This is a genomic window from Nonomuraea phyllanthi (genome assembly GCF_006334985.2).
Taxonomy (GTDB): Bacteria; Actinomycetota; Actinomycetes; order Streptosporangiales; family Streptosporangiaceae; genus Nonomuraea; species Nonomuraea phyllanthi.
The window spans coordinates 101,675-113,549 of the sequence record NZ_VDLX02000012.1 but is presented as its reverse complement, the minus strand read 5'-3'; the positions used below and the strand labels follow the sequence as shown (position 1 = coordinate 113,549).

The following is an 11,875-nucleotide window of genomic DNA, read 5'->3' as shown; positions in this document are numbered from 1 at the left end:
GGACGCATGATCGATGTCGTGCTGCCCTGCCTCGACGAGGCCGAGGCGCTGCCCTGGGTGCTCCAGCGGATGCCGGCCGGTTACCGGCCCATCGTCGTCGACAACGGCTCCACCGACGGCTCCGACCGGGTGGCCGCCGAGCACGGCGCGCTGGTCGTGCGCGAGCCGTTGCGCGGGTTCGGCGCCGCGTGCCACGCCGGGCTGCTCGCCGCCTCCGCCGAGATCGTCTGCTTCATGGACGCCGACGCCTCGCTCGACCCCCGGCAGCTGCCCCTCGTGACCGGGCCCGTGGCGGCGGGGACGTCCGATCTGGTGCTGGGGCGGCGGGTGGCCGAGGCGGGGGCCTGGCCGGCCCACGCGCGGCTGGGCAACGCCGTCCTGGCGCGCGGGCTGCGGCGCCGGGCCGGGGTGCCGGTGCACGACCTCGGCCCGATGCGGGCCTGCCGCCGTACGGCGCTGCTGGACCTGGAGCTGGCCGACCGGCGCTTCGGCTATCCCCTGGAGATGGTGCTGCGGGCGGCGGCGGCCGGATGGCGGGTCGGCGAGGTGGCCGTCCGGTATCTGCCGCGCGCCGGGCGTTCCAAGGTGACGGGCACCGTGCGGGGAACGCTGCGGGCCGTCGCCGACATGCGCGCCGTCATGGCCGCCCACGCTCACGGGCAGCGTACGACCATCCCGGCGTAGGACCCACGCTCAGGGGCAGCGTACGACCATCCCCGCGTAGGAGAGGTTGCCGCCGAAGCCGAAGAGCAGCATCGGCGCCCCGCTGGGCACCTCCCCCCGCTCCAGCAGCTTCGACAGCGCCAGCGGCACGCTCGCGGCCGAGGTGTTGCCCGAGTCGACCACGTCCCGCGCCACGATCGCGTTGACCGCGCCCAGCTTGGCGGCGAGCGGCTCGATGATGCGCAGGTTCGCCTGGTGGAACACGACCGCCGCCAGTTCCTCGGGACGCACCCCGCCGCGCTCGCACGCCTGCCGGGCGATCTCGGGAAGGCGCGTGGTGGCCCACCGGTAGACGGTCTGGCCGTCCTGGGCGAACCGGGTGGGGGTCCCCTCGATGCGCACGGCGGTGCCCAGTTCCGGCACCGACCCCCAGACCACGGGGCCGATCCCGGCCTCGTCCGCCGCGCTCACCACGGCCGCCCCCGCCCCGTCGCCGGTCAGGACGCACGTGGTCCGGTCGGTCCAGTCGGTGACCGCCGTCATCTTCTCCGCCCCCACGATCAGCGCGTTGGTGGCCGAGCCCGCGCGGATGGCGTGGTCGGCCAGCGCCATGGCGTGGGTGAAGCCGGAGCACGACACGCCGACGTCCATCAGCGCGCCGCCCGGCACGCCGAGCCTGGCGGCGACGCGGGAGGCGACGTTGGGGGCGCGCTCGGTCTGCGTGCAGGTGGCGACGAGCAGGAGGTCGATGTCGGACGGGGCCAGCCCGCTCGCGGCCAGGGCCTTGGCGGCGGCGTGCCCGGCGAGGTCGGCGACGCTTTCGTGGGGCTCGGCGACGTGCCGGGTACGGATGCCGACGCGCTTGCTGATCCACTCGTCGCTGGTGTCCACCATGGCCGCCAGGTCCTCATTTGTCAGGATTTTTGCGGGTTGATAGTGGCCTGTGGCGACAAGTCGTGATCCATTCATGGGCGGACTATAGCAACCGAACGTTCGGACGCTAAAGTGGCCGGCATGAGCCCGCGCAGATCCGCCGCCGAAGCCCTCGGCACGCGAGCCGCCATCCTCGACCGCTCGGTCGCCATCGCCTCCGCCGAGGGGCTCGAAGGGCTGACCATCGGCCGCCTGGCCGGAGAGCTGGGCATGAGCAAGTCAGGCGTGCTCGGCCACTTCGGCTCCAAGGAAGCGCTGCAACTGGCCACGCTCGACCGGGCCGGCGAGATCTTCCGCGCCGAGGTCTGGGAGCCCGCCCTGCCCGCCGCGCCCGGCCTGACCCGGCTGCGGGTGCTCTGCGAGGCGTGGGTCTCCTACCTGGAGCGCGGGGTCTTTCCCGGCGGGTGCTTCTTCGTCGCGGCGGCCCACGAGTTCGACGGCCGGCCGGGTCCGGTGCGGGAGGCGGTGGAGGCCCGCTTCGAGATGTGGCGCGAACGGCTGCGCAAGGAGGCCGGGCGCGCCGTGGCGGCCGGCGACCTGCCGGAGGGGACGGACCCGGAGCAGGTCGCGTTCGAGTTGCTGGGCGCGGCCATGGCCCTCAACCATGCCCTCCAACTCCACCACGACCCCCAGGCCCCGACCCGCGCCCGCCAGGCCATGCACGCCCGCCTCACCTCTCACCCGAGCCGTATCGCTTGAGGCGCTCCGCCCCCAGCACCGTACGGACAAGCCCGGATTCGGGAAGTTGTGCGTACGCGCGCTGTCGGAATGCCATCCTTGGCAGCGCTCGCGATGGGCACGCACCCGGCGGGACAGAAACCCCCGGGCAGGACAAAAGCCCCAGTCGCGGCCCCCGAGGGGCGACCGGGGTGAACCGTGACAGAGCCTCAGGCGCCGGCGGACAGCCGCTCGAAGAGGGCCACGGCCGCTTCGCGTACCTCCACGGGGGAGACGCCGTCGAGCGTCTTCCTGGCGTGGCTGATGTCCCGGGTGGTGGCCAGCGTGATGGCCACGGACGAGGCGGCGGCGTGGTCGATCGATCCCGTCGGGGCGGCGTCGGCCAGTTCCTGGGCGCTCGCGGCGAGGTCGAGGTTGTCTCTCAACGGATCTCCTCGGGTGAAGACGGTTCGGCCCATTGCATCATCTGACGTCATGCCGCATCCACCATTCGGTGAATTCCCGGCACCGGCCGTCGGGTACGAACCTGATCACCCACAGATTACTGTACGTTTTGTCCGGATATGTCGTGACCCCCTGGATAACGCCCACGTCCTCGGTCACGCAGACGGGATGCCACTCGAACGTGGCTTCACCAGGTTTGTCCTGTCTCCCCAGCCACTGCGCGACGATCGCGTCGCGGCCCTGCCAGGGCGAGCTGTACGGCTCGGTGTAGTAGACGGCGTCCTCGGTGAACAGTGCCGCGATGTCGTCGGGATCGTTGGAGTTCCACGCGCGGACGTAGCCCTCGATCCACGGAAGCGGCTCGACCATGACCTACCCTCTCAGCGGATCGTGGCCCACGGACATGAGCTCACGCCGCGACTCGTCGTCCGTCCGGTCGCCCATGGTCTCGACCAGCTCCACGACCTGCCGCATCACTTGGACGTCGTCGCCCGTCAGGTCGCCCTTGCGCTTGCTCAGGACGTGCAGCACGCCGCGCCCCAGCTCGTCGATGCCCAGGTCGGGGTCGGGAGGGAAGCTCTCCTCGTCGGACGCGTCGGCCAGCAGGTACGAGCGCAGCTCCTCGGAGTTCATGTTGACCAGCCGGTGGAACTCGTCCCACAACATCTCGGTGTCGAAGCCCTCAGTCATGCTGGCCGCATACCCGCCGAACCGGCCATTACGCCCCTGTCAAGGGGTCCTCAGCCGATGCCGTCGGCGAGCTTGGCGACGGTGTCGGCGACGCGCCGCCGCCTGGTCTCCGGCTTCTTGGCGCCCTCGATCTGGAGCAGGTAACGCCGCTTGCGCGAGTAGGACAGGCTCTCGAAGAACGTCTTGGCCTCGGGCGCGGCCTCCAGCGCCTCGGCCAGGTCGGCGGGCACCTCGGCCTCCCGGGGCGCGGTGTCGAGCGCGAGCTCCACCTCGACCTCGTCGCCCGCCGTCACCCCGGCGAGCTCCCGGTTCTCCGCGCTGAGCGGCAGCATGAACCTGCCGCCCATCGACGCCACCGTGCTGCGGTAGGTGTGGGAGCCGACCGTGACGGTCACGGACGGCCGCTTCCCGGAGCCGAGCTGCTCGACGACCTCGGCGGGGACCTCGAACCCTGTGGCGGTCTTGCCGTTCAGTTCGACCGTGGTGCGGAACCTCATTTGAAGAATCCCTCCAGCACCGGCGCCAGCGCGGCCGGCTTGACGATGTGGGTCTGCCCGTCGAGCGTGCGGTGCTCGGCGTCGGGCAGCTGATCGGCCAGCGACCTGGCGGCGTTGCGGATCCACGCCTGGCTCTTGCCGCCGTCCATGACGAGCGTGGGCACCTTCACGGAGGCCCAGCCGCCCGCCGGGTAGGGCCTGCCGTGCTCGTACGGGGCCACGAACGCCACGTCGTACGGCAGCGTGTGCGCCACGCCCTTCAGCGTGGACCAGGCCGGCATGAACCGCATCATGGCCACCACCATCGCCGGCAGGCCGACGCCCCTGCGCATGAAGTAGCGGACGGCCTCGGCCCTGCGCTCGCCGGCGACCAGCTCGTCCAGCGTGCGCTCGTAGTCGTCCGGGATGGGCTCCCTGGTGCCGTCCACGATGAACGGCGGCTCGTACAGCGCCAGCCGCTCGACCGGGAGCCCGCTCTCCGCGGCAGCCAGCGCGAGGGCGGCGCCCGACGACGTGCCGTACAGGCGCACCCGGCCGCCCGCCTCCGCGACGAGCGCTGCCAGGTCCTCGATCTCGCGCTCGGGGGCGAACGGCGCGGTGTCGCCGCTCTCGCCGCGACCGCGCCGGTCGTAGGTGTAGACGGTGAAGCTCGTGCTGAGTGCGGTGGCGAGGCCGGCGTTGATGCTCTGCCCGCGGAAGCTCAGCGCGCCGTCCACCAGGACGACCGCCGGGCCCTGGCCGGCGCGGGTGTAGGCGATGGACGTGCCGTCCGCCGAGATGACCTTGCTCATGTCGCGTCTCCCTCTCTCTGAGGATGAGGCTAGTCGCCGACAAAAAAATTTGTCAAGACTTGGAAGCTCAGGTCACGGTTCGCCGCATTTCCCATCTCGTTTCGGTATAGGCGTACTAAACGCCCCACTCCGGACTCAGTCATGGTGGGAGCCACGCGGGGGCGGGCTCCCGGGGGACGCGCCGCGAAGGAGGGGACGGCACGTGCCCCGGGCACCAGCGGTCTGCCAGCCGCCCATCCCGGGGCACGTGCCGTGGCGTCGGCGCACGGGGGTCACGTGAAACCACGGAACAGGCCAAGAGTGCGCGCCGTCACGGCGACCGGCCCGTGAGCCTTCACGACCGGCCATGACAGACGGAAACCCGGGTCGGCGCGTGCGGCCGGCCCGGCGAAGCCGTAACGGATGCGCGCGATCAACCCGCCGCAACGGATGCGCGCGATCAACCCGCCGCAACGGATGCGCGCGATCAACTTGGCCGCAACGGATGCGCGCGATCAGCCCGACGGGGGGATCAGCCCGCCGCGACGGATGGGGATGCGGTGAAGGGTCCCGTGCTGCCGCGAGGGGAGAGGACGGGGGCCTGGTCCTGGAAGGGAGGCACGGATTCGCCGGCGATCAGGGCGAGCAGGCGCTGGGCGGCGTGCGCGCCGTACGCCGGGATGTCGCGGGTCAGGGCGGTCAGCGGCGGGCGGACGACCTGGGCGAGCGGCGAGTCGTCCCACGCCACGATGGACAGGTCGCGCGGCACCTCCACCCGCATCTCCTGCGCCACGGACAGCCCCGCCACCGCCATGATGTCGTTGTCGTAGATGATCGCCGTGGGCCGCTGGGGCGAGCTGAGCAGCCGCCTGGTGGCCCGGGCGCCCTCCTCGCCGGTGTAGTCGGTGTGGACGGTGACGTGTTCGGCCACGCCCTCGCACGCCTGCGCGAACGCCTGGTCGCGCACGGTCGTGTGGACCAGCTCGGGCAGCCCGGCGACCCGCGCGATGCGGCGGTGGCCCAGCGCCACCAGGTAGCCGACGGTCTCGCGCACGGCCTCGCCGTCGTCGGACCAGATGGCCGACAGCGAGCCCGACTCCGAGGGGTGGCCGATGACCACGACCGGCATGCCGAGCCGCTCCAGCTCGGCCACGCGGGTGTCCGAATAGTGCAGGTCGACGAGGAAGACGCCGTCGATGCGGCTCTCGCCCCACCAGCGCCGGTAGACCTCGCTCTCCTGCTCGTGGCTGGTGACGACCTGGAGCAGCAGCGCGTAGGAGCGGTCGGCGAGGACGCCCTCGATGCCGCTGATCAGCTCCATGAAGAACGGCTCCACGCCCAGGATGCGCGCGGGGCGGCAGAGCGCGAGGCCCACGCAGTCGGCCCTGGCGCCGTTGAGTGCGCGCGCCGCGCTGTTGGGCCGCCAGCCGATCTCCTCGGCGATGGCGACGATCTTGGCCCGCGTCGCCTCGGAGACCCCCGGCTGCCCGTTGAGCGCGTAGGAGACCGCCACCTTGGACACCCCGGCCCGGCTGGCGATGTCGGCGATCGTCGGTCGCTTCACGGACTCCCTCTCTGAACCGGGTAACCCTCATACTCTAGGCCACCCCATCCGATAGGGGAATTAACCGCTTAAGCCACGTGCCAGGGTTTAGCCTCCTGAGTCGCCAGCGCCTCGCCGCTCACCCGCAGCGCGTACGTGGGCCGCTCCGTGCCCGGCACGGGGCCGAGGTAGGTGTGCCCGGTCAGGTGGCACCAGGCGGGCAGGTCGACGGGTGCGGCCGGGTCGGTGGCGATCAGGTGGACCACGGCTCCGGGACCGGCCGTGCGCACGTGGTCGCGCAGCTCGATGAGCAGCCGCACGCAGAGCTTGTCGGCCCCGTCGACGACGAGATCAGGCATACGTATAGGAAACCACCTCCTTGATGCCGTCCTCGAACGGGATCTCCGCCGTGAAGCCCAGCTCCCTTGCCGCCCTGGCGGGCGAGGCGACGATGTGGCGCACGTCCCCGAGCCGGTACTCCCCCGTCGTCACCGGCTCGGGCCCGCCCGTCGCCACCGCCAGCGCCGCCGCCAGGTCCCCGACCGTGCGGGGCGTGCCGCTGGCGATGTTGTACGCCGCCGACTCCCCCGGTCTCCCCGCGCCCAGCGCGAGGACGTTGGCGCGGGCCACGTCGCGCACGTGCACGAAGTCCCGCCGCTGGCCCCCGTCCTCGAACACCCGGGGCGCGCGCCCCGCCAGCAGCGCCGACAGGAAGAGGGAGGCCACGCCCGCGTACGGGGTGTCCCGGGGCATGCGCGGACCGTAGACGTTGTGGTAGCGCAGGGCCACCGCGGTGCCGCCCGTCTCGCGTGCCCAGTTGGCGGCCAGGTGCTCCTGGGCCAGCTTGGTGGTGGCGTAGGCGTTGCGCGGGTCCAGCGGGGCGTCCTCGCCGATGACCGACGGCGACAGGACGTCGCCGCACAGCGGGCAGCGCGGGTCGAACACCCCGCCGGCCAGGTCCTCCTCCCGCCTGGGCCCGGGGCGCACGCGCCCGTGGCGCGGGCAGTCGTAGGCGCCCTCGCCGTACACGACCATGGAGGAGGCCAGCACCAGCCGCCCGACGCCGTGCCTGGCCATGGCGGCGAGCAGGGTCGCGGTCCCGTACGCGTTGGCGGAGGCGTAGTCGGGCAGGTCGGCCACGTTCACGCCGAGCCCGACCTTGGCGGCCTGGTGGATCACGGCGTCCACGCCGGGCAGCAGGCGGTCGAGGGCGTCGGGGTCGCGGACGTCCACACCTGTACGGAGGTCGGCGGTCACCACTTCATGGTCGAGCGCCTCCGCGATGTGGCTGCCGATGAAGCCGGCCGAGCCGGTGAGCAACACGCGCATGCCGCCGATCCAACACCCGCCTTCACCTCGCGGATCTTACGAACCGGAGACGTCCCAGGTGCCCCGCGGGGCGCACGGCGAGGCCGGGTCCGGGCGGCGGGCGGCATACTGGGGGAGGCGGCGCGTGGAGGGCGGATGCGGGTCGGGATCCTGGGGCCGGTTCAGGTGGCGGGGGGCGAGATCGGTGGTGCCCGGGTGCGGGCGCTGCTGGTGCGGCTGGCGCTCGACCCCGGCCGCGTGGTGACGGCCGACCGGCTGATCGACGACCTGTGGCCGGACGAGCCGCCCGCCCACCCCATGGCGGCGCTGCAGTCGCTGGTGTCCAGGGCGCGCAGGGAGGCGCCCGGCCTGATCGCGTCCCACCCCGCCGGTTACGTGCTCGACGTGCGGCCCGACGAGGTCGACGCGTGGGCGTTCGAGCGGCTCGTACGGGCCGGCGACGCGCACAAGGCGCTGGCGCTGTGGCGGGGCGGGGCGCTGGCCGGCGCGTACGACCTGCCCTTCGCGACCGCCCCGGCCGCCCGCCTGGAGGAGCTGCGCCTGACCGCGCTGGCCGCGAGGATCGCGGCCGACCTCGCCGCGGGCGGTGACGCCGACCTGGTCGCCGAGCTGGAGGAGCTGGTCGCCGCCCACCCGTTGCGCGAGCCGTTCCACGCCCTGCTGGTCCGCGCGCTGACCGCGACGGGACGCCGGGCGGAGGCGCTGGACGCGTTCGAGCGGACGCGGGCCGCGCTGGCCTCGGGGCTGGGCGTCGATCCTGGCCCCGAGCTGCGGGAGGCCCACCTCGAAGCGCTCAGGGACGCCGAGCCGAGGAGCAACCTGCCGGCCCGGCTCACGAGCTTCGTGGGCCGCTCCGACGACCTCGCCCGGCTGTCCGGGCTGCTCGGCCGGGCCAGGCTGGTCACGCTCGTCGGCCCCGGCGGCGTCGGCAAGACCCGGCTGGCCGTCGAGCTGGCCGCGGAGCTCGCGGTGCCCGACGGCGTGTGGCTGGTCGAGCTGGCCGCCGCCACCGGGGTGCGGGCGGCCGTGGAGGCGACGCTCAGGACGACCGACCTGGTCAGGGCGTTGCGCGGCAGCGCGCCCGTGATCGTGCTGGACAACTGCGAGCACCTGATCGAGGACGCCGCCCGCACGGCGCGGTGGCTGCTGTCCGAGGTGGCCGGGCTGCGGATCCTCGCCACCAGCAGGGAGCCGCTCGACATCCCCGGCGAGAGCCTGCACCACGTGCGGCCGCTGCCCGAGGCGCAGGCGGCCGAGCTGTTCACGGTCCGGGCCGCCGCCACCCGCCCGGACCTCCCGCTGGAGCGGGAGGAGGCCGCGCGGATCTGCCGGGAGCTGGACGGCATTCCGCTGGCCATCGAGCTGGCCGCCGCCCGCCTGCGGACGATGCCGGTCTCCGTGCTGGTCGAGCAGCTCGGCGACCGGCTGGCGTTCCGCGGCGGCCGCACGTCGGAGCCCCGCCACCGCACGCTGCGCGCGGTCATCGACTGGAGCTGGAACCTGCTGTCCGAGCGCGAGCGCGACCTGCTGCGCGGGCTGACCGTGTTCTCGGGCGGCGCCACGTACGAGGCGATCTCCCAGGTCTGCGGCGGCGACCCGGACCTGCTCTCCTCGCTGGTGGACAAGTCGCTCATCGGGGTCACCGGCGACCGCTACACGATGCTGGAGACCATCAGGCAGTACGCCGCCGCCGACCTGCCGGAGCTCCGCCAGGCCCACGCCCGCTACTACACCGCGCTGGCCGAGACCGCCGAGCCCGGCCTGCGGACCGGCGAGCAGCTGAGGTGGCTGGCCGTGCTGGACGCCGAGCAGGGCAACCTGGATGCGGCGCTGCGCCACTCCGACGACCCGCTGCGGCTGGTCCTGCCGCGGTTCTGGTCGTGGATCATGCGGGGCCGCTACCGGGAGATGACCGAGCAGGCGGCGGCGGTGCTGCGGAGGGTGGGCGACGCGCCGCCGCCGGGACGGGAGCTCGCGCACGGGATCTGCCGGGCGGTGACGGGGTCCGCGCCGAGCCGGGCGGTGCTCGATTCCGACCACCCGGCCGCCCTGGCCTCGTGGGCGATCAGCGGGCTCGGGTCGCCCGCCGGCCTGGTGGACCTGGCGGAGCGGTCCGTCGAGCGGCTGCGTGACCATCCCGACCTGTGGACCCGGTCGGCGGCGCTGCTGGGCGCGGGCATCGTGCGGTTCGAGTACGGAACGGTGGCCGGGGCGGAGCACCTGCTGGAGCCGGCGGTCGCCGGGTTCAGGGCCATCGGCGACCGGTGGGGGCAGTGGGCCGGGCTCTTCTGGCTCTCGCTGGTCGCGGAGAACCGCGGTGACTTCGCCGCCGCGGTCGCCCTGGCCGAGGAGCCCGAGCAGCTGGCCGCCGAGCTGTCGGGGCTCGACATGCTGCTCGGGCCGATGACGTTCCAGCTGCGGGTCGGGCACCTCAAGGCGCGCGCGGGCGATCACGCCGGCGCGGCCCGCGCGCTGGGCCGGGCCTGGGAGGCCGCCGTGCGCTCCGGGGACCAGGCGTTCGTGGCCAGGGCCATGCACGCCAGGGCCGACCTGGCCAGGCGCACCGGCGATCCCGGCGAGGCGGCCCGGCTGCTGGAGGCGGCGCTCGCGCTCGACGCCGACCTGCCCGCCCAGCCCAAGGCGTTCATGTATGTCGAACTGGCCAGGGTGACCGCGTCCGGTGAGCCGCTGCGGTGGGCGCTGGAGCTGATGGCCACCTGCTCCGACAGGACCGCGCGGGCGACCGTGCTGGAGGGCGTGGCCGAGCACCTGGAGCCGGAGGCGGCGGCCGAGCTGCTCGGCGCGGCGCGGGCGTTGCGCGGGATCGGCGCGTCCGCCGATCCCCACGTCAACGAGCTGGCCGCCCGGTGCAGGGCCGCGCTCGGCGAGGACGCCTACCGCGCGGCGTCGGAGAGGGGCGCCGCGATGCCGAACCCCGAGAGGTACGCGCTGAGCCCGCTCTCGTCCCCGTGATAGCCGATGTAGCCGTCGGGGCGGACGAGCATGACGCCCTCCTGGCCGTCCAGCGGCGGGAGCACCGTGAACCGGTGGCCGGGCGCCGTGTCCGCCGGCAGCACTGTGGACGGGTGGCCGGGCGCCGTGTCCGCCGGCAGCACCGGGTGGCCGGCCGCGGTGTCCGCCAGCAGCAGGAACCCGGTGCCGCGCTGCTCGGCGAAGTACGCGCCGAGCCGCTCGCCGCCGCGCTCCCCCACCGACAGCGGGCTGCCGGGATAGGCCAGGTCGAGCTGGTTGGTGTTGTCGCCGCGCCTGGTGTCGTTCTCCCGGTACAGGCGGGTGCTCAGACCCAGCACGTGCTCGGCCACCGCCATTCGCTCGTCCTCGTACGTGGCGAGCAGCGCCTCCGAGCCGGCGGCGAGCTTCCACCCGAGGTTGTAGGCGTCCTGCACGCCGGTGTTGAGCCCCTGGCCGCCCGCCGGCGAGTGCACGTGGGCCGCGTCCCCGGCCAGGAACACCCTGCCGGCCCTGAACCGTTCGGCCATCCGGATGTTGACCCGGTACTCCGAGCGCCACACGATCTCGTCGATCCGGACGTGCGGCGCGTGCCGGGCGACGAGCTCGGTCAGGTCCTCGCCGGTGTCGGGGGTGACGAGCTGGAAGATGTCGGTGTTCGGCAGCGGGCAGATGGTGAAATGTACGGTTCGGTCGGCCAGGGATCCCCAGACGTGCCAGTAGTCCCGGTCGAGATCGCCCGTCCTGATGTCGGCGAGCAGCATGCGCTCGTCCTCGTACGTCTCGCCGACGAAGCCGACGCCGAGTTGCTTGCGCACGGTGCTGCGCCCGCCGTCCGCCCCCACCAGATACGCGCAGCGGACCTGCTCGCCCGTGCTCAGGGTGGCTGTCACGCCCTCGTCGTCCTGCTCGAACCCGGTCAGCTCCGCCCCGAGCTCCACCCGGTGCCCCAGCTCGGCCAGCCGGTCGCGCAGGATCCGCTCGGTCCGCCACTGCGGCTGCATGATCGAGTTGGGGTACGGCACGCCGTCCGACGGCTCCCGGAGCTGGCCCATGCTCCCTTCCCAGACGACCTTGTCGCCCTGGTAGCTGCGCATGGACGGATATTCGGAGCCGGTGGCGAGGATCTCGTCGATCACGCCCAGGTCGTCGAAGACCTCCAGCGTGCGCGGCTGGAGCCCCTTGCCGCGCACGCCGGTGGGCGGCCGCGGGGACCGCTCGACGATGCGGAGGTCGACGCCCCGGCGGGCCAGTTCGATGGCCAGGGTCAGTCCTGTCGGCCCGGAGCCGACGATCAGCACGTTCGTCATGGGACGACCATGCAGGGGCGCGCTGCCGGATCTCTGTCAGCCGCTTTC

Annotated in this window: 14 protein-coding genes; 3 read left to right on the top strand and 11 right to left on the bottom strand. The window is 73.3% G+C overall.

Annotation, left to right across the window (positions count from 1 at the left end):
• The first annotated feature begins 6 nt into the window (after nucleotides 1–6).
• Nucleotides 7–684: a glycosyltransferase family 2 protein gene (locus FH608_RS29925; protein WP_139633982.1), complete on the top strand. Its 678-nt coding sequence runs from the start codon at nucleotides 7–9 to the stop codon at nucleotides 682–684.
• A gap of 9 nt (nucleotides 685–693) precedes the next feature.
• Here the strand turns inward: FH608_RS29925 and FH608_RS29920 are convergent, their stop codons facing one another.
• Nucleotides 694–1,632, bottom strand: coding sequence for a beta-ketoacyl-ACP synthase III (locus tag FH608_RS29920; RefSeq protein ID WP_139633981.1), 939 nt, complete (start codon nucleotides 1,630–1,632; stop codon nucleotides 694–696).
• 45 nt (nucleotides 1,633–1,677) lie between these two features.
• Here FH608_RS29920 and FH608_RS29915 point away from each other — a divergent pair, with 45 nt between their 5' ends.
• Nucleotides 1,678–2,295 (top strand): TetR/AcrR family transcriptional regulator, encoded by a 618-nt coding sequence (locus tag FH608_RS29915; RefSeq protein WP_139633980.1) that lies wholly within the window; start codon nucleotides 1,678–1,680, stop codon nucleotides 2,293–2,295.
• A 188-nt stretch (nucleotides 2,296–2,483) separates the two neighbouring features.
• Here FH608_RS29915 and FH608_RS29910 read toward each other — a convergent pair whose 3' ends face one another.
• The 9 genes from FH608_RS29910 to FH608_RS29870 form a co-directional block, all read right to left on the bottom strand.
• Nucleotides 2,484–2,699: a hypothetical protein gene (locus FH608_RS29910; protein WP_139633979.1), complete on the bottom strand. Its 216-nt coding sequence runs from the start codon at nucleotides 2,697–2,699 to the stop codon at nucleotides 2,484–2,486.
• Between the two features lie 37 nt (nucleotides 2,700–2,736).
• The gene (locus tag FH608_RS29905) at nucleotides 2,737–3,087 is read right to left on the bottom strand and encodes a nuclear transport factor 2 family protein (protein WP_139633978.1); all 351 of its coding nucleotides are present in this window, start codon (nucleotides 3,085–3,087) and stop codon (nucleotides 2,737–2,739) included.
• A gap of 3 nt (nucleotides 3,088–3,090) precedes the next feature.
• The gene (locus tag FH608_RS29900) at nucleotides 3,091–3,408 is read right to left on the bottom strand and encodes a DUF3140 domain-containing protein (protein ID WP_139633977.1); all 318 of its coding nucleotides are present in this window, start codon (nucleotides 3,406–3,408) and stop codon (nucleotides 3,091–3,093) included.
• 50 nt (nucleotides 3,409–3,458) lie between these two features.
• Complete coding sequence (locus FH608_RS29895) at nucleotides 3,459–3,905, bottom strand: YdeI/OmpD-associated family protein (RefSeq protein ID WP_139633976.1); 447 nt, start codon at nucleotides 3,903–3,905, stop codon at nucleotides 3,459–3,461.
• Nucleotides 3,902–4,696 carry an alpha/beta fold hydrolase gene (locus FH608_RS29890; RefSeq protein ID WP_139633975.1) on the bottom strand — a complete coding sequence of 265 codons (795 nt, stop codon included), beginning with the start codon at nucleotides 4,694–4,696 and terminating at the stop codon, nucleotides 3,902–3,904. Before FH608_RS29890 ends, FH608_RS29895 begins: the two co-directional genes overlap by 4 nt.
• Nucleotides 4,697–4,968: 272 nt before the next feature.
• Nucleotides 4,969–5,166, bottom strand: a complete 198-nt coding sequence (locus tag FH608_RS29885) for a hypothetical protein (RefSeq protein ID WP_139633974.1) — start codon at nucleotides 5,164–5,166, stop codon at nucleotides 4,969–4,971.
• 41 nt (nucleotides 5,167–5,207) lie between these two features.
• Nucleotides 5,208–6,239 carry a LacI family DNA-binding transcriptional regulator gene (locus tag FH608_RS29880; RefSeq protein WP_139633973.1) on the bottom strand — a complete coding sequence of 344 codons (1,032 nt, stop codon included), beginning with the start codon at nucleotides 6,237–6,239 and terminating at the stop codon, nucleotides 5,208–5,210.
• A gap of 68 nt (nucleotides 6,240–6,307) precedes the next feature.
• Nucleotides 6,308–6,577, bottom strand: a complete 270-nt coding sequence (locus FH608_RS29875) for a sulfurtransferase TusA family protein (protein WP_139633972.1) — start codon at nucleotides 6,575–6,577, stop codon at nucleotides 6,308–6,310.
• Nucleotides 6,570–7,547 carry an NAD-dependent epimerase/dehydratase family protein gene (locus tag FH608_RS29870; RefSeq protein ID WP_139633971.1) on the bottom strand — a complete coding sequence of 326 codons (978 nt, stop codon included), beginning with the start codon at nucleotides 7,545–7,547 and terminating at the stop codon, nucleotides 6,570–6,572. Before FH608_RS29870 ends, FH608_RS29875 begins: the two co-directional genes overlap by 8 nt.
• A gap of 135 nt (nucleotides 7,548–7,682) precedes the next feature.
• Between FH608_RS29870 and FH608_RS29865 the strand changes: the two genes are divergently transcribed.
• The gene (locus tag FH608_RS29865) at nucleotides 7,683–10,520 is read left to right on the top strand and encodes a BTAD domain-containing putative transcriptional regulator (RefSeq protein WP_193318701.1); all 2,838 of its coding nucleotides are present in this window, start codon (nucleotides 7,683–7,685) and stop codon (nucleotides 10,518–10,520) included.
• On the opposite strand, the gene FH608_RS29860 is transcribed toward FH608_RS29865, so the two are convergent.
• Nucleotides 10,442–11,827, bottom strand: a complete 1,386-nt coding sequence (locus FH608_RS29860) for an FAD-dependent monooxygenase (protein WP_139633969.1) — start codon at nucleotides 11,825–11,827, stop codon at nucleotides 10,442–10,444. The two genes, FH608_RS29865 and FH608_RS29860, sit on opposite strands and share 79 nt — an antisense overlap.
• Between the last annotated feature and the right edge of the window lie 48 nt (nucleotides 11,828–11,875).